At 44.2% G+C, this 19,301-nt stretch carries 12 protein-coding genes; 5 read left to right on the forward strand and 7 right to left on the reverse strand.

What is annotated here, in order from left to right; all coding sequences use genetic code 11:
• From K8P02_RS14295 to K8P02_RS14320, 6 genes are all read right to left on the reverse strand, one after another.
• Complete coding sequence (locus K8P02_RS14295) at positions 1-2,145, reverse strand: glycoside hydrolase family 97 protein (protein WP_025868032.1); 2,145 nt, start codon at positions 2,143-2,145, stop codon at positions 1-3.
• 42 nt (positions 2,146-2,187) lie between these two features.
• Positions 2,188-3,636, reverse strand: a complete 1,449-nt coding sequence (locus K8P02_RS14300; RefSeq protein WP_223381411.1) for a glucan 1,6-alpha-isomaltosidase — start codon at positions 3,634-3,636, stop codon at positions 2,188-2,190.
• A 47-nt stretch (positions 3,637-3,683) separates the two neighbouring features.
• On the reverse strand, positions 3,684-5,159 hold the full coding sequence (locus tag K8P02_RS14305) for a SusE domain-containing protein (protein WP_223381413.1): 1,476 nt from the start codon (positions 5,157-5,159) through the stop codon (positions 3,684-3,686).
• 21 nt (positions 5,160-5,180) lie between these two features.
• On the reverse strand, positions 5,181-7,058 hold the full coding sequence (locus K8P02_RS14310) for a RagB/SusD family nutrient uptake outer membrane protein (RefSeq protein ID WP_025868031.1): 1,878 nt from the start codon (positions 7,056-7,058) through the stop codon (positions 5,181-5,183).
• Positions 7,059-7,085: 27 nt separating this feature from the next.
• The gene (locus tag K8P02_RS14315) at positions 7,086-10,175 is read right to left on the reverse strand and encodes a SusC/RagA family TonB-linked outer membrane protein (protein ID WP_223381415.1); all 3,090 of its coding nucleotides are present in this window, start codon (positions 10,173-10,175) and stop codon (positions 7,086-7,088) included.
• 392 nt (positions 10,176-10,567) lie between these two features.
• Complete coding sequence (locus tag K8P02_RS14320) at positions 10,568-12,226, reverse strand: DUF6377 domain-containing protein (protein ID WP_025868030.1); 1,659 nt, start codon at positions 12,224-12,226, stop codon at positions 10,568-10,570.
• 608 nt (positions 12,227-12,834) lie between these two features.
• On the opposite strand from K8P02_RS14320, the gene K8P02_RS14325 reads away from it, so the two are divergent.
• The 5 genes from K8P02_RS14325 (at position 12,835) to K8P02_RS21850 (ending at position 17,112) form a co-directional block, all read left to right on the forward strand.
• On the forward strand, positions 12,835-13,089 hold the full coding sequence (locus K8P02_RS14325; RefSeq protein WP_025868029.1) for a hypothetical protein: 255 nt from the start codon (positions 12,835-12,837) through the stop codon (positions 13,087-13,089).
• 32 nt (positions 13,090-13,121) lie between these two features.
• A complete protein-coding gene (locus tag K8P02_RS14330) occupies positions 13,122-14,129 on the forward strand; it encodes a fusion protein (protein WP_223381417.1) in 1,008 nt (335 codons plus the stop codon).
• 64 nt (positions 14,130-14,193) lie between these two features.
• Positions 14,194-14,784, forward strand: a complete 591-nt coding sequence (locus K8P02_RS14335) for a hypothetical protein (RefSeq protein WP_223381419.1) — start codon at positions 14,194-14,196, stop codon at positions 14,782-14,784.
• Positions 14,785-14,809: 25 nt separating this feature from the next.
• Entirely contained in the window at positions 14,810-16,744 is a 1,935-nt protein-coding gene (locus K8P02_RS14340; protein WP_025868028.1) for a ParB/RepB/Spo0J family partition protein, read from the forward strand.
• Positions 16,745-16,872: 128 nt separating this feature from the next.
• Positions 16,873-17,112 (forward strand): hypothetical protein, encoded by a 240-nt coding sequence (locus K8P02_RS21850; protein ID WP_317197242.1) that lies wholly within the window; start codon positions 16,873-16,875, stop codon positions 17,110-17,112.
• 482 nt (positions 17,113-17,594) lie between these two features.
• Here the strand turns inward: K8P02_RS21850 and tnpC are convergent, their stop codons facing one another.
• Entirely contained in the window at positions 17,595-19,268 is a 1,674-nt protein-coding gene (tnpC, locus tag K8P02_RS14350) for an IS66 family transposase (protein WP_032542125.1), read from the reverse strand.
• Between the last annotated feature and the right edge of the window lie 33 nt (positions 19,269-19,301).

The following is a 19,301-nucleotide window of genomic DNA, read 5'->3' on the forward strand; positions in this document are numbered from 1 at the left end:
TTATTTCAGATTCTTCACTCCTTTCATTGCAGCCTTATCCGTAATTTCCATGATACTGATAGCATAACCGCCACCCGGCGCTGCTTTCATTTTCAATACAGATTTGGCCGATACAATTCCTTTCCGAATGGTATAAGCTTGAGGATTAGTTCGATAATGGGCATCCTTACTGTCTTCATAGACAGTGGCAATATACTTCTTATCCTTATCAAGGAAGTCCAACTTCAATGCTGAAATATGACCGTCCTCGTTACTGGTGCAGCCTACAAACCAATTATCCGTTCCCTTAGCCTTACGGGCAACCACAATATAACGTCCCGGTTCGGCTTCAAGATAACGGCTTTCATCCCAATCTACCGCTACATCCTTGATGAACTGAAAAGCATCCATAAAACGTTCGTAATTCTCCGGAAGGTCGGCAGCCATTTGCAAAGGGCTATACATAGTGATATACAATGCCAGTTGACGCGCAAGGGTGGAGTTTACATGAGAATGACTGTTGGGATTCAATTTATTCATATCCATTTCGAAAATACCAGGGGTATAATCCATCGGACCGCCTTGCAGACGAGTAAACGGAAGCACAGTGGTATGAAAAGGTTTGTTACCGGCAAAAGCCTCGTATTCCGTACCTCTGGCAGACTCATTACCAATCAGGTTTGGATACGTGCGGCAAAGTCCCGTAGGACGTACTGCCTCATGGGCATTAACCATGATACGATGCTTCGCAGCTTCAGTCACAGCATACAGATAATGATTATTAAGCCACTGTCCGTAATGATGTTCTCCGCGGGGAATCATATTCCCCACATAACCACTCTTGACCGAGTTATATCCATATTTATTCATCAGCTGATAAGCCGCTTCCATATGCCGTTCGTAGTTACGTACAGAGGATGATGTTTCGTGGTGCATCATCAGTTTCACCCCTTTTGAATGAGCATATTCATTCAGCATTTTAATATCAAAATCGGGATAAGGAGTTTGGAAGTCGAAAACATAATCTTTAGAATTGCCAAACCAATCTTCCCAACCAATATTCCAGCCTTCCACCAATACTTGGTCGAAGCCATGTTCGGCGGCAAAATCAATATACTTCTTTACATTAGCATTGTTAGCCGGATGAACCCCGTTGGGTTTCACCCCGGTATAATCCGTTTCATCGAGTTTCACCGAAGGAATATCCCAAGTATACGCCCATGGCTTTCCACCGGCAATCATTTCCCACCACACACCGATATACTTCACCGGCTTAATCCAAGAAGTATCTTCATATTTACAAGGCTCATTCAGGTTAAGAATAAGATTCGATGCCAATATCTTCCGTGCGTCGTCACTCACCATCACCGTACGCCAAGGAGTATGGCAAGGACTCTGCATATATGCTTTGTTTCCTACCGCATCCGGAGTCAGCCATGATTCGAATATTAAATTCTTATCATCCAGATTAAGATGCATGCATGAATAATCAACCAACGCAGCCTCGTGCAAATTGATATAAAGTCCTTCGGCCGTTTTCATCTGAAGGGAAGTCTGCACACCGGTAGGCGAGAAAACAGACTGCGAAGCATTACCGCTGACAGCGCCTTGCAGCAACCCGCGGATTTCGGAAAGTTTAGACTCCGTATAATCATATTCTTGTGTATCGTAATCTCCCGGAATCCACCATGCAGTGTGGTCGCCTGCCATAGCAAACTGTGTATGCTCCTCTTTTACGATGAAGTAAGGCAGATATTGCTGCTGAGGGAATTCGTAACGGAAACCTACCCCATCGTCATATACGCGAAAACGCAGATTCATGAAACGCCCGTTTGACGGTTTTTCCAATTCTACAAAGAGTTCATTATAGTGATTGCGGATGTGACTGTTTTCTCCCCATACCGGTTCCCATGTCTCATCGAACGTGGAAGTGGTGCTGTTGTTGATTCGGAAAGAATCCATCAGCGAATTTTCTTCGTTCAGTTCGATTCCCAACGTGCTGGGATTGACAACAGCTATTCCTTTGTAAGTAATCCGATAAGTGGGAACGCCTTTTTCATTGAGCGAGAACTCCAGTTTTAATTGTCCGGACGGAGAAGTTACTTCTTCTGCATTTACCACCAACGTGGCAAATAACAGGCTGATTCCTAATAATAATTTCTTCATGACAAATGATCTGTTTTTTTGTAACTGAATTGCTTAAAGCTTTTATCGAGTCAGTTTTACGATTTTACAAGAGTGTGCTTCCAAATCAACGCTTATCTGTGAGGCTGTTCCTTCATCCAGTTGTTTCCATAGGTCGCGCACATTCATCTCTCCTTCAATGCCAATCTCGCTGAAGTCGATAGTACGATTTTGCCTATCATCTTCCCGATTGAACAAACCCACAATATAATCGCCGTTTTTCATTTGTCCCCACCAGATTTGTGTTTTCGGATCCCAGCTTCCTCCCGTGTCGCTCAGCGGTTTCCCCACAAAAGCATCACTATTGAGTGCCAATATTTCCCGATTCTGAATATATTTCAAATCATCCAGGCTGAAACTGTCTCCCGGCATGTCGGTAATGGCTATGGGGCCGCCAGCCATAAGCTGCAAAGAGATAACACTTTGCTTCTCTCCTTCTCCGAAGAAAGTATTCAAGCGGGTAAAGTCACCATCCAAAATCACTTTGCCCCGTCCACTGATGTGCGACCAATGTACAAATCCATCAAACATATTCATACAATTGGGCCATTCTTGATACACCGTACCTCGCGAGCCACGTGAAAAATGTTCCCAGCCTCCCATAGAAGTGTCTGATACGATGCGCACCATGTGACCGTATTCTTTTTCAATTTCCGCATCTTGATATAAATGAGGCATTACCAAAGAAGCAAAGACACCGTACTTATGAGCTGCTTCACAGATGTACTTCAGCGCCAGTCGGTATTCCTCACGGCCATATCCACGTCCGGAAGTTCCCATATATCTGTCATATCCGTCTTCATACCAACTGAGGAAGTCCATACGGATATAGTCCACGCCCATGTTCTTGAAATATTCAAAGAATCCGTCAATGTACTCCTTAGCACCGTTGTGCGAAGCTACCAGCCATGGAAAGAGATCGGATGCTTCCGGGTGCTTAACCTCGTCTTCTCCCTGTTTATACAAAAGATCGCCGAGAGGTATATTGGTACCTTTCACCAACATGTCGTGCGGGCCATGTATCCAAAGAGGATTGTCGTACACACCCAGTTTCAATCCTTTAGCCTTGCACATAGCAGCCAGTTTATCCAACCGCATATCACCGTATCGGGTCATATATCCTCCCTCGCAAGGTTCCGTAGTTCCGTCCATTGCAATGAATCCATCGGTGCAAATCATATCGAATCCGTATGGTTTCATGTGTTCGGCAACAAAATCGATGACCATTTGCCACGTGCCTTCACTCATATCTATCTTCTGTTGACCGGCATCCTCCAGTTTTTTACAATATTCATACACACTCCAATAGAGAGGAGCTTTGTATTGATGGTATTCCGTATCTTCCGGTTCTTCCACAACAGGATCGTCCGGAATCATATCCGGTGTCCATCCGGTACCTTCTTCTTTACACCCTACATGAGTGAAAAAACTGACTGTAAATAATGCTGTTAAAATAAGATTTCTATATTTCATGTCATTGATATTGTGAGGGCGCGTTACGCGCCCTCCGGTTTGTCGGGTTACTTCTTGATAAATTTAATCGTATTTTTGATAACATTCAATTCGATGCGGTAATTGCCGGCCTCGCTTTCCTGCACCTCCCATTGGTCGTCATCACCACCGGGTCCTACGACTTTAGCGTCTGTCATGGTGAGAGGTGCCTTGCCATCTTTCACCACTTTGGGCATAAAGCAAGTCAGCAGCCAGTCATCATTTATGTTTGTAGGACATTTAAATATCCCGGCTTTCAGTTCTCCTTCCCAATAGAATGTACCTTTCTCGGCATCGAAGTCGTAACTGAAAGGCTGACTTCCCTGTACCCATCCGCCCGGAGTTGCATCACCCAGCATCCATACGGCTTTGAATGGTAAATCGTCGGGAAGATTCACCTCGTCAAAACGAATCGTCATGGTGTAGGTATTCAGCGTCACACGATAATTGCCGGCTTTGCTGATATTCCATTTATAGTCATGTCCTCCGGCTTCGATGCGTTCCATACGGTTGTCTCCCTTTTCGCTGGTGCCGGCCTCTACCGGCATCAGAGCCGCAATAGCCCAGTCTTCACGCAGTTCCAACGGGAACTTCATTTCACCTGTGTTAAGCCATCCGTCATAGAAGAATGCCACTTGGTTGTCCGGTTCCTTCTCCAGCTTCACAGAATTCATGATATTCCACCCGGCAGGGGTAGCAGCCCCTATCATCCAGATATCTTCATATTCCGTTGTCGGATACAAAGCCTCCAGCGTCATTGTTTCAATGTTCAATGTCAACACATAGAATCCGGCTTTGCTGATAGTAAAGAGCGTTTCACCGGCAGCCGATTCGTTAAGAATGACACTGCCCGGTGTTGCACCTTGTGTATAAGAGGGAGTTAAATCTGTGTTGCTCATAATAAATTTATAATCGCCCTGTTTCATCACCCCATTCCATGTGTATTTCTCCTCCGGAATCTCTTCCGTCATCTTCAGAGCTTTCGCAGCATCCATGCCTCCAATGGCCGTACCTACTACAAATATGTCATACGGTTGTATCTCATAGCCTGTTGCATTGAAACGCACAACAGACAACTCCGGCTTAATGTATTGATTTGCATCTTCAAACTCAGCAATAATCTCTGCTTCTAAAACCGCACTTTCACCGGTAGATACCTTCCAAGCTTTCAGCAAAGCGTTCAGTTTCTTATGAGAAAAACTGATGCTATTGCTGCCGGCCGGTATTTTTACTTTGTCTATGGATGTAGCAAAATCATTATCGGCAATATCCATTTTAAAGTAATAATTCACTTTGACTCCCGATCCGGCACGAGATGATTCTTGCCAAGTGAATGTCACGGCATCTTCTCTGCTAAGTTCTTGAGTAAGCTGTATGTTCTCGGCAGATACCTGCAAGTGCATGCTGTCCTCCGGACGAGCAATTTCATAGCGCACATCCTCGTCTTTGCAACTGATGGCAAAGCTGGAAATCATGGCTAATAAAAGATATAATTTGGTTTTCATTTTCTTGTTCTTTTTTTATGATTATTTCCAGTATGGAAGCTGTCTCAACTTATTGTTCTTTTCCATCTCCGATTGGTGAATCGGGAACCAGTAAAAAGCCGGTTTATAAACACGAGTCTGATAAGCTGTCAGCGCATAGAACGAATCTGCATCCTTGCCGCTATAATTCATTCCATAGAAAGCTCCGTTCAGTGTGTTTTCCGCTTCTTTCCAACGGCGCAGGTCGTCGTAACGTATACCTTCGCCACAAAGTTCTACACGCCGTTCGGCACGAATAGCCTTACGCACTGCTTCTTGTGTATCGTCCACTTGGATTTCATCAGCAAAAACAGGATCAACAGCCTCCAACGTGTATTGTCGGATACCTGCTCGCTCGCGGATTTTATTGACATATTCCAACGCCTCTTGACGGTTGGCATGGCTGTCTTCGCATTCGTTCAGCGCTTCCGCGTAGTTCAAGTAAGCCTCTCCCAACCGATAGATAATTCCCGGACGATATTGAAAATTGTCCTCTTTCACATTTGTCTTGGGCGATACACGTTTGCGGATGAGGTATCCGTTTTGCGGGGCATCGTGTGTATGCGGGTTGTCAACAGAACCATTGAAGAAGTTGAACAGACGCTTTTCTGTTGTGAAATAAGAGTTGTTGAATGCTACCGACACGTAGAAACGCGGTTCGCGCTTGCAATACATATTATAGGTATTGGCATACGTGACAGCCCCTCCATTCACCTCTTCATCCCAAATGGTGTTGTCAAGCGAAACATTGGCCGTAGAAAAGCCGTCGGCCTGATAACCTCCTTGCGGATTGTCGATGGGCAATCCGTTTTGCATGAAAAATGCGTCAACCAAAGACTGAGTGACACCCAATCCACCACTACCGCCACTGGCAGCCGGAGTAGCATGCTTTTCGTATGAACCATAGTCACAGCTGGGACGTGCAAACAGAATTTCAGTGTTTCCTTCGTCAAAACGCTTCAAGAACAGATTTTGATATGACATAAACGGGTCGATGGTACCATCTTCGTTTTTCTCTACGTAGAGTTTATAACCGGACTTTTCTGCCTCATCAATCAGCAATTTACATGCTTCTACAGCTTTAACCCAACGCTGCGGGTCGTAGGAAGTGCTGAAAATATTTTCACCTTTATCGTTGGTGAAGTTGGCATAGTCACCGTTTCCGTTCACCAACGGGCTAGCGGCAAAAAGCAACATACGTGCACGAACTGCCAAACACATAATACTGGTAACACGCCCATACTTTCGTGCTTCAGTATATTTAGGTGGCAATATCTTAGAAGCCTCAAGCATTTCCTTGTCAGCCCAGTCTATTACAGTGTAATAAGGAGCCTGTCCTTTCATCAAGTCTGACAGTACAAAATCAGTTGGAGCGATATAATCAGGATCAAACGGAACAGCTCCATAAGTATTGGCAAGCAAGTAATAATAATAGGCTTTCATGAATTTACACTCCGTTTTCATATATTCTACTTCTTTTGTACTTATACCCTGTGCCGGTAGTGGATGTATGTTCTCAAGGAAAATATTAGCCTCCCGAATACATTGTGGAAGAAGTTTCCAATAATTCCCCTCCCAATCACTGTTAGGTGTCCATTCACCCAATATATAAGGAATGACTTTCCACCCCCACTGACGCCAACGTTCAGACGGAGTCTGATCATCAGCAAGGATTTCCCAACCCAATGTGTTAGTATAATCCCAATAAGGATCAGGTATAGCCGAGTAGATATTGGCAAGCCAACCCTCAATACGAGTTTTGTCTTCAAAGACCAAAGAAAGAGTTAATTCTGTATCAGTTTCTTTGTCAAGATAGTCAACACAAGACATCAATGAAGCTGTGACTATAAATCCTATAAGAATATTTTTTATAAATTTCATTGTTCTTTTTCTTTAGTTCATTCTACATTAAAAATTTACTTCTACCCCCAACATCAAAGAACGCATGGACGGATATTTTAAACCATCAGAGGTGGCCAGTTCCGGATCCCATAATTTGAACTTGGAAATATAGAACAAGTTATTCCCACTGGCAAAGAAACGAATGTTTTTGGCGCAGATTTTATTTGTGATGCGCTGAGGAAGGCTATAACCCAATTCTATTGTTTTCAGTCGGAGGAAGCTCATGTCTTTCTTCCAGAATGTGGAAGCACGGTTATTGTTATTATTGGTCGATTCCGACAGACGCGGCCAGAACACATCTTGCGACGGATTGTCTGCTGTCCAGCAGTCGGTGTAGTTGGTATAGACATTGCCAAGCACACCTTGCCCGCTGCCCGGAATGAAGTTGTCAGAACCGCCAATGATGCGATATGTATCTCCTGTGCCTTGAAAGAAGAAACTGAAATCCCACTGACGGAAGTTCAGGTTACCGCCGAAACCATATACCAAGCGTGGATCTGTCGTATTGCCGATGTAGCCTTCATCGGCGTTGGTGATGTAACCATCGTTGTTCATGTCGCGATATTTGATGTCTCCCGGACGTACATCCGCGCCTAATTGCGGTACAGGGATTCCCTCTTTCAGTTTTCCATCAACAAAATCGTCTTCTGTGAAAAGGCCTTCAGCCTGCAATCCCCACAATGTGTTAATGGATTGTCCGGTAATGGAACGATAAGTACCTTTGACAGATTCGGGTTCATCTCGCTCGATGATTTCATTCTTAGCATATGTAAAGGTTCCTCGAAGACTGATATTCCAGTCTTTATTGATGCGCTTATTGTAATTCAAAGAGAGGTCTACACCTTTGTTGTCGACTTTTCCGTAGTTGGCATACGGATTATTAATGAATCCTACTTGTGTCGGGATAGTGGCTCGTTGCATAAAAATGCTGGTACGCCGCTCTTTGAAGAGGTCCACTTGAAAGTCCAATTCGTCCCAAAGTCCGATTTCCAAACCTACATTCGCCTTGAGTGCTTTTTCCCATGTCAGGTTTTCCACACCCACTTCTCCTTCTTGCACACCTTGACGATAGGTATCGGCAGTGTATCCCCAGTTGTATCCGTTTGCATTGGAATTGATTGTAGTGATATAGGCAAAACGCCGTCCACCAATGTTGTCGTTTCCTACCGAACCGATGGAAGCACGAAGCTTCAACTTGCTTAGTGTATCGCGTACAGGTTCCATGAAATGTTCTTCACTTACCAGCCATCCCAATGCCAATGAAGGGAAAAAGCCGAAGCGCTTGCCTTTGGCAAAGTTTTCCGAACCGTTGTAGCCAAAGTTAAATTCTGAAATGTAACGTCGGTCATATGTGTACGACAGACGGCCAGCGATACCTTGCGTACGATTAGGTTGGATATCTCCCCAGTCATAACTGCGTTGGTTGTACAAGAACAGCGCGTCTACCGCATGCTTGTTGGCAAAAGTACGGTTGTATGTGATTGCCGCTTCCAGATACACACTTTGGTTGCCATAATTGGCATTGCTGGAATGATCCAAAAACTCACTGCCGTATTTTAGAATATTATGTACCAATTCACCTTCGTCATCACGTTTTTTGGCTACACTATAGTAATCGGGTTCTTTACCGCGTGTCACAAAGTTTTCGCTATATGTGTCGAATGCAAATGTCACTTTCGCTTTCAGTCCCGGAGTAATCATTTTCAGGTTCTGTTCTACGGAAAAAAGTGATTCGAGTTTGCTTCGTCCGCTATGATAATATCCGTTCTGTGTGCTGATGGCCCAAGGATTCTTACGATTGGTACTTGCTACGGGGATGGTGCCGTCGGAGTAGATTGCCGGATGCACGAAAGGAGGAGTCTCGAAAGCCGCACTAAACACTTCGTCTGTACCACTACGGCTTTTACGCAGATTTTGCAGATAACCGCCTACATTGAAACGGACCAATGTCGTTTTAGTCAAGTCGAGGTCCACATTGGCACGTATATTATAGCGGTTCAACTTGCTTGAGGTATCATAGGGCAATGTCTTGTCAACAGCCATAATTCCGTTTTCGTGATACATAGATGCCGTCAAAGAATATCGAAGAATCTCGGTACCGCCACTTACGGTAAGGTTGGCACGCGTAGAGCTGGCATAATCTTTGGTGATAGCGTCAATCCAGTCTACATCCGGATATAAGTCCTTATCATAACCGTAGTATGTTTTCAGAATCTGATCTTTGGTAAACATTCGTTTCGAGGGGTCGCTCTGCAAGGTATTGAGCAGGCTCATATATTCAGCAGCTCCAATAAACTCAGGAAGTTTGGTGGGAGCCTGAATGGACTGCTCTACACGTACATTAACAGAAGGAGCGGCTATAGTTCCGCGTTTTGTATTGATAATAATGACTCCATTCGCTCCACGTACGCCATACATAGCACTGGCTGAAGCATCTTTCAAAACAGAAAAAGATTCAATTTCAGCAGGATCAAGATCATTTAAGCTACGTTCTACACCATCTACCAATACTAATGGAGAAGTATTTCCACTGAAAGAAGCAATGCCTCGAATCCAGAAATTTGAGTTATCATATCCGGGTTCGCCAGATGGCTGTACTGCAATCACACCTGCTAACTGTCCGGCTAAATTGTTACTGAGTGAACGGGAGGACCCGACTTGCAACTTGGTAGGTTCTATAGTCTGTACCGAACCAATAACTGAAAGTTTCTTTTGATTACCATAACCTACTACCACAACCTCATCCAAAGCTTCTACATCTTCTTCTAGTATAATATTGAAGTTGATTTCATTTCCAACCACGATTTCTTTAGACTTGAAACCTATGTAAGTTATATTTAATACACTCTGTTTATTCGGTACCTCAATATAGAAGTGACCATCCACATCAGTTATAGCCCCTCCTGACTCATTTTTGACTGTCACATTAACACCTGGAAGTGGAGATTTCTCTTTATCAAGTATGGTTCCACTAATTCGAATACCTTTTACTTGCTGTTGGACAATAATACTTTCTGCTATAGACTCATCAGCATAAACTGGAAAGAATCCTATCCACAAAAATAGTGGCGCCAGAATAGTAGTTTTTACTTTCATAGTTTTTAAAATTAAAAGATTAACGTCATTGATTACAATATAACAGCCTATTAAGCAGAACGACATATCGCGGGTCTGGATACTTGTTGGCTATTCGAATTATTACCCTTTGTTTCCTAATTAAATTGTTCTTTTGCATACATAATATAAGATTTTAAAGTTGATAAAAAAGTATAAATTATAAACTATCTCTTTCTTGGGAAAAGAGACAACGCAAAAATATCAGATAAGAAATACTAATTATGAATCAAAGAGTGAAAAAGTAGTGATTTATATCAATGAAAAAACACGTAAATCACTGTATATTAGAAATATAAAAGAATATAGTAAAACTAAAAAAAGTAGTAAAAATATAAGTGTAAAATAAGAATATTCTGAATCGTAAACTTCTATTAATCTTTTGATTTTCCAATTTTCATTACCTCTTGTTCTAGTAGGTTACGGTCACCAGCGGCTTTATTTCGAACTTTCGTACGGTAATTATAAATGGTGGTTACAGAATAGCGTAGAAACTGAGCAATCTTCACGCTGTCACTAATGCCCAAGCGTATCAGTGCAAAGATGCGTAACTCTGTATTCATCCGTTCACCAGTTTTCAAAGATATTCGCTCATCATTGGTAAGCAAGGCATTGAAATCCTCCACAAAAGTAGGGAACATTTGCAGGAAAGTATTGTCAAAGTTCGTATAGAATTCCTTCAATTCCACCTCTATAAATTTGGAAGACTTGATGTTCTTGTAGAGTTCTTCCACATTCCCAGTAGCAGCAATCTTACCTAATGACCGGCGGTAATTGTCCATCTTCTCCAAATATACCGAACATTGATCCATATATCGACCAATATACTCCTCCTTCAGATAAGAATTCTCAGCAATACTGTGGTTAGCCTCCTTAAGCTTGTGCATCGAAAGATGAAGTTCTTCATTCAGTTCTTTCAACCGTTTATTGCTATCAATTACTTCCTTGCGAGCGACAGCCAGCTTCTTCATTTGTTTATATACATAAAATATGGCAAGCAACAGAAAAAATGAAAGCATGCTGATAGATACCAATGCCCATTTCATTTGTTCCTGCTGTTTTTCCGTCTTTTGTTGGTAAGCATCGTTGATGATTGGAAATATCTCCAGAATCTCCAATTTGCGCAACCGAGCATTACAAACTGCGGCATCTTCCATGCATATCTTTACATAAGAATAAGCACGCTCAATATCCCCCTCTTGATAAAGCAATATAGCCAGCTTACGCAAAGAGATGTATTCCCGGACAGCAGTTTTCATATCTGCTATGGCAGAAACAATCAGAAATTCTTTTTCTTTTTCTTTATCCCCTTTCAGACGATAGGACTCTGATAAAGTATAGGCGCAAATTGCAACATTATGTTCATATTCCTTCTGCTGGGCTAAATAATCTGTCAGTAAGCAAATGGCTTTATCGTATTCGTTGCGTACATTATATTGGTCGGACTGAACTAAGGTATGTATCAAAAGGTTATCCTTATTGACCAGTAGCAATGAATCACGATATTTGTCCGTAAGTTCCGTATAAAGTTTTCTTTCATACTTTGTAATTGCATAGTCAGCCATAAGTCCATAGATTGTGCGATAGATATGATAATAATAGGGACGGAGGTTTTTCGACAACCGTTCAATATGAATATTTCGCATCAAATCCATTGCTTCCTTATACATGCCTGCCATTCCTAAGACATCAGCTTTATTCATACGGGCATTATCTATATATTCTCGGTTTCCAAGACGCATAGCTATCTGTTCCCTCTCCTCGGCAACATAAAATGCAGAATCCGTATTGAATGAACGATATTCATCCAATAACGCACTAAGAATGGCAAAATGTTCTTCCTCTGATATGGACTGAAGCAACTGATTTTTCAGTTTTGCCAATCTCAACTCTTTTTGTTCCATATATATAGGGCGTTCCTTTATTGACTGATCTAATTTCAGCAATAAAGAATCGACTCGGTTGCTGTCTATAGCATAAACATAACATATGCCAACGATACAAAAACACCAAAATACAACTATACTTTTCATAGCTTAACATATCAATCAAAAACTTCATATTTGAAAGTCTTTACGCAAAAGTAACTAAAATACAAAAGAATTTATCTACTTTATATGAATTATTTTAATATTCATACAGTATATGTTCACACATTATTTAACCTTAAAAATAATACTATTGCGTATTGCGATGGCTTTATTTAACAATTTATTACCAAAGCCATATCTGCTAAACTTATAACATAGAATTATTAATATGTTTCACTCTGACAATAAATGTATTTTCCAAAAATTATATTGAGCTGTGATAAATACGATAGTTATGCTTGTTTAAACAGCCCTTGAATCCTGCCGCATTTCAATTCTCTTTTTCCCATATAACGATTTTCCCGTTTTTATTTATCCCGTCAGTAGCTCCACCTTGCCGGGTTCAGGATGCGAAGCTACGGACGGGGCCCCTAAAAATCTGCAAGGCCGCTTCGCGCCCTGCGGGTTTTGGCGAAAATTTTTCAATCCGTCCAGCCGGGCGGTTGAAAATTTTTCACCAAAAGCCTTGCATATTTTCTCCCCGTCCGTATCTGCCCCCTGAAACGAGCAAGGTGAAGCCACCGACAAGGCATAAAAAAAAAGTCAATGTTATGAAAAAGAGAATTGAAATACAGCAGGATTTGAAACGAGGCTTCGGCTCCGCTCCAACCGGCATTAAAAATTTGGTGAAGTGGTCGCCGGTCGGTTTCGTGGTCTATGTGGCGGTGCGTTTCGTATGTGCCTTTTTGGGTGGTATGCTGCCCATGTCGGCAGTTTTGGCGGTGGTGGTTTTCCTCATCCGTGCCGTGTGGCGTATCCTTTGCGTGCCCGCTCTTTTCATCCTTGTTCTTTGCGTGATACTCTGACAGAATATAAATCATTTTAAAATCAAATCATTATGAACAAAGTACATTTATTGGGAGCTAACAGAAGTTATGACAGAGACGTTCAGACCGTTTCAGTCAATCAAGTGGTAGTATTGGAAGGCTACAGCTATGTTGTGTATGAAGTAAGCCGCAACGGGTGGGGAATAACCTATCATCTTGTCAATTTGCGGACACACGAGTTTCATACATCCGACCTTATCCGGCCGTTATCGGAAAAATTCGGAATAGGAATCTATTACGATGATGCGAACCCCAGGTTTTTAGATCCGTTGGAAACAGCCGCTTTACTCACCAAGGCAAAAGAGAAGAAAGCCGAAGAAGAAAAGAAAGCGAAGGAAACAAGAGAGGAATACGGACGTATCGCCAAAATCGGTGCGGAGCGTTTGCGCCCCCTTGTCCCGACGGATGCAAAGGCGGTCATTATCGGCACGTTACGGGTAAACGAGTGCGACAGCTATACGGACTATTACGACTACAGTATAGCAAGAACCGTCATTTTAGGCTTTTCCAAACATACACGCAACCTCTTTTCAGAAATGCGCAAGCATGCCGCCAATTTTGAGGGAACAGCCTATTTGGCGGAATATAACGCAGATTACGAACACCGTGAAAATTACAGCATGGGAGACGGTATGTATCTGGGCAGGAACAAGTACAGCGGTTGGACGGTTGAGAAAGAGCCTATCCACGACCTTGAAAAATTCATAGAACGGTATGCGCACACCGCAGGGGATGAAGCCAACCTTTGTATGAAAGCACCGCAGAGAAACAGCGATATGGCAGAACAATCCACAGCAACCGCAGACCTTTCAACCCTCAGTCTTGAAATCGTGGAATACAGCGAGAAGGCGATTGCCGTATTCGGTGACACCAGGCCGATAAAGGACATTCTGAAAGACTTGAACGGTCTGTTCCGTGCGAACCTCACCTATAAGGGCGAAAGGCGTGCAGGGTGGATATATTCCAAGAAGCAGGAAACGAAAGTAAGGGAAGCACTCGCCACGTGCATCCGTGTATGACAGCATGAACGGCAGGGCGGAACAATCCGCCCACCTATCAATGAACCCATAAAAAAGTAACGACATGAGAACAGAAACAAGAACATACACCCTCTATCGGATAACCGAGTTATCCGAGGAAGCCAAAGAAAAGGCGTATAACCAGTGGTTATGCAATGGATACTTTTACGGTTGGACGAACGAGAACCGCCAGACCCTTGACACCTTTTGTGAACGCTTCGGCATTGTGTGCCGTAATTGGAGATATGACGCATGTAATTATAGCTATGATTACCGGAGCAGGCAGGAAGACTGCATAGACAGCCTAAGCGGTTGGCGGTTGGCAACCTACCTGATGAACAACCATTGGAACGACCTGTACACGCCAAAATATTTTTGGAAAGGGACGAAAGGACGAAAAAGCAGGATATTTGTAGATGCCTGTTGTCCCCTTACGGGCTTTTATATAGATAACCGTATTCTTGATCCGATTTATCAGTTCTTGAAATCCCCCACCGAAAATATCACGTTTGACAGCCTTATGAACGAATGTCTCGACAGTTTTTTCCGTGCTTGTCGGGATGATATGGAAAGCACCCGGACTTTGGAATACTTCACGGAAGAAAGCAACGCCAACGGTTGGGAATACCTTTCAGACGGAAAACCATTCAATTAATTATCAACATTTAAAACTTATCATTATGAAAACGAACAAGAAAGTACAGACGAACAGCGTACAGAAATCAGAGAAAGAAAATGCAGTAAAGGTGACCGCTTTGGCAATCATCCCGAAACCGATTACACTACTCACACCGCAGGACGTGCCCACGGCTACCGAAGTGACAGAAGCACCCGAAACGGCAACCGTTCCCACCGTTACGGAAGAAGCACCGCAGCAGGCCACGTTCAAGACACCGCTTGCAACGGCCACAGCCGAAACAGACCTTGACATCACCACCGTACACCCAAGCACGGACAACCACCGCAAGACGTTCAATGACGCATCATTGCAGGAACTTGCGGAAAGCATTCGGGAAGTGGGAATCTTGCAGGCCATTGCAGTACGCCCACGCACGGAAGGCGGTTATGAAATCATATACGGTGAACGCCGTTACCGTGCCTCATTGCTTGCAGGAGCAAAGACCATAAAGGCAACCATATATAACAATGTGACGGACGATGAAGCGGAAGACATGTCGTTAAGCGAGAACTTGCAGCGTGAGCAGGTACGCCCCACTGAAGAAGCAAAAGCGTTCAAGCGGTTGCTTGAAAAGGGCAGATATGACATGTATTCACTGACCGCCCGTTTCGGACGGAGCGAGAAATATATCTATACCCGATTGAAACTGAACGAACTCTATGCGCCTATCGGTGAACTGTTGGACAATGAAACAATCACCGTCAGCGTAGCCGAGGAGATAAGCACCTATGAGCCCGATATACAAAAGGACGTGTACGAGAAGCACCTCAAAGAGGGGAACGGTGAGGATTGGACGGGATATACATTGAACCTCTTCAAAAGGTACTTTGAAAAATACTATACCACCGACCTTGGGCAATACAAGTTCGACAAGACGGAATGCAATACATGCGTACACAACGCAGCCAATTACAACCTTTTTGCCGAGCATAACGGGTGCGGACACTGCACCAACCGCAAATGTCTGGAAGCCAAGAACGCAGCCCATGTGGCAAAAGAGACGGAGAAACTTTTGAAATCCGATCCGAAGCTGGTTATTGCACGCCCCTATTACGGAAGCCGTAACGAAACGGCACTCCAAAAGTTGGACAGGAAAGGGCATGAAATCAAGGAACTCGACTACAACGTATCGGCTAGGGAATTCCCCAAAGCCCCCGAAGCACCTAAGAAAGAGCAATATACCCAGCCGAAAGAATACGAACAAGCGGTGCAGACATTTGAGCGCAGAAACGAGGAATATGCCCGAAAGGTGGAAGAACTTAACCGCAAGAAAGAGGAAGGCAGGATAAAGACCTACGTGAAAGTAGGGCAGACGGAACCCGAACTCTGCTACGTGGAGATAAATAAGAAAGAAACCGCCCCCGTCACTATCGGGACATTGCAGGAAAGGGACAAGCGTTTCAAACAGCTTTCCATCGAAAAGACCGTTGCCGATACGAAAAAGATTGTCCGTGAGAACGACTATCCCGAAAGCCCGTTCACGCAGTACGAAGACGGTATGGTTTATTTCGCCATGCTTGCCCAACTTCAAAGGAGACATTTCCCGCTTTTCGGCATCAAGGACCAGCCTTTCGCATTGGACGAGAAACAGCGGATGAAAATCGTTGCCAAACTGACGGACGCACAAAAAACGGTAATCAAACGGGACTTCATCAGCCACTTCCTTTGTGAGAACGGCCACGGAGACAACAACGCATCCAAGCTGCTGAGGGACTTCGCAAACATGCACTTCCCCGACCAATACGGACTTGTCAAAGCCACCCACGAGGAAGAATATCAGAAACGGCATGAACGTTTGGAGGAAAGGATAAAGGAAATGAAGAAAGCGGAAAAGAAAGCTGCCAGGGAAGCCGAAAAACAGCAGACGGCAGAAAAGACGGAAAAGAAGACCACCGCCCCGAAAACAGAGAAGCCCGAAAGCGGAAAAGCCGCCTGACACCAAGCGGAAAGCATGTGCCGGAAACAACATCCGGCACATCTTTTTCACCGCCCCAAGAGAACAGAGGGCAGGGCCGGACGACCCCACCCACATCGCCACCGTAAAACCTTTTAAAATATCAGCGAATGAAATATATAAGAATGTTCCCGGACGTGGAGTATTCCACCGACAGGGATTTTTTCCTTGAAAATCAGATTGTCTGCATTGTAAGCAGGGAGGGCACGAAGTTTTGCAGCCTGATAGAAAACCGTCTGTTCATGCGTTCCCAAAGCCGCCATATCAGCAAGCGGATGCAGCTGCATATCATGTGTGAAATCCACAAGGAAATCTGCTGCCTTCGCTATGGCGGCGAGCCGGTGGAATGACCTGCCACACCCCACACCTGAATACTTCCTCTCAAAAAAGTCGGGCAATCCCTATGCGGTTGCCCGGCTTTTTTCTATTTTTGCAGGGTTGAATCAAAGTAAGTATTCGATAAACTCCCTCGTATAATGGGTAACGTATGTTCATAATATCGTTTATTCATTTTATCGTTCTATGATTTATTGTTACATCAATTCAACCAAAAGATGTGCAGGGTTCTATAGAAGTTGATATTTTTCCTACTAATGGAGCGGATAAAAGGGAGTTTCCCCCCTTTTCCCTTATTTTCCTGTGATAAATGGGATAAAGCGGTATTTTTATCCCTGCTTTCCCGCCATAATTGGTATAAAAGGGTATTCTTTCCCTTATTTTCCCTATTTATCGGGGATAATGAAGATAAAAACGGCACTTTATTCCCTATTTTCCCGTCTTGATTGGTATAAAACGGTAGTTTTCCCGTGTTTAGGCGGGATTTATGAAGGTATCAGGAGTCTTTCTTGGGAGATTCCGGTGGCGTAACGGATAATATCTTGCCACCGGATAACAGATTGTCAGGTAATAATTCGGCCAGATCCATCGAGTAGTCATCGTCATAATCATGTACATGTTCAAGGAAGTAGATCAGCCACGTGCGGAAGTCAGCCCCGGCAGCCTTGCAGCAGCCGAAGAACGAGTAGAGCACCGCCGCATCTTCAGCGGCATCATTATTGCCACAGAACAGGTAATTACGTCTGCCGCACGCGACAGGCCGCACTTTATTTTCTATCTCGTTATTATCCGGTCTGTAGCGACCGTCAAGATGGTATCTGGAGAGTTTGTCGAACCTTCCGTATGTATATTTTATGGCTTTTCCGATAGGACTGCCTTTCATCACTTTGGGATATTCATTGACCAGCCATTTCTCGAAGCGCACAAGTATGGGATATGCAAGACGTGTCCTAAGTTCAGCCCTCTGTTCATAGGTCAGGCGTTCATCGTCAGCCTTGCGCTCCACGTCATAAAGCAGCTGTATCTGTTCGAGCGCATAGTCGGCACGCTGCGTGTCATTCTTTCTTGCCTCCCAAAAATATCTGCGCGCATGGGCCCAGCAGCCAAGAAGGATAATGCCTTTCTTGGCGTCCAGCATCTCGTACCTTTCGTACCCGTCCGTCTGTATGGCTCCCCGGAACTTGCCGAAGAGTTTCAGCACCACCTTTCCACTTCGGGAACCCTTGTCATAGTAAAAGAACTGACGTCCGGTCATGACGCTGCGCACAAGCCAGATATAACCTTTGACCGTCTTGTGTCTCTCGTCATTCATCACGGGGATTGTCGTCTCATCCGACTGTATGTAGTCAGTCTGCATCACCAGATCCCATAATCGGAAGTACAGGGGTCTTAGCAGATCCGCCACATCCTTGAACCAGTCGTTGACCGTTGACGCGGGGAGGTGTACCCCCACACGCTTGAACTGTTCCAGTTGTCTGTGGAACGGTATGTGATCCACATATTTCCCTATCATCATGTCTGCCAGCAATGAGGCGGAGGCATAGCTCTTTGCTATCGGCATGACGGGAAGCGGGCCGGTCCTGAACTCGTCCGTCCCCTTCCGTTTGGCTGTATGGCGCACTATCCTGCGGATATAGAACTTCTCGGGCTCGTGCATAAGGATCTCGGTCACTTCCTCTCCGGGAAGGAGCGTCCACTCCTCCGGATTATACCCTTCGGGATATATATGAACCTCCTCACGCGCAAGATTTTCCGGAAGGGATTTTCTCGTAGGATGTTGCCTCCTCGCTTTTTTACGGGCGATGATCGCTTCTCTGGTAGCCTTCAGCTCCTTTTCCGCTTCCTCTGCGGCTTCAGCCTCCCGGGGAAGCATGTCGAAGCCTTCAAAATCCAGCCAGCGGTCCTGGGCGTCAGGCTTTATGAACTTTTCCGCCTTCTTCCCGTACAACTGCCGTTCAAGATAGGATACACGTTGTTCCAGACTGTTGATTTTTGCTTCCTTTTGGGCGATTATGGCATCCTTGTCAGACAATAAAGCCTCATACGCCTCTTTGTCCGCAGCTTCAAGGGGCTGCGTGGACACCATCTCCTTCAACCGGCTGTTTTCTCTATACAGACAGTCGCATTTGTGCATGAGATCCTTTATCAGTAATTCCTTATCGGTTGGCATAATCGTTTAATTATGATGCCAAGATACTAAAAA

It is taken from the genome of Bacteroides nordii, assembly GCF_019930665.1.
GTDB classification, from domain to species: Bacteria; Bacteroidota; Bacteroidia; order Bacteroidales; family Bacteroidaceae; genus Bacteroides; species Bacteroides nordii.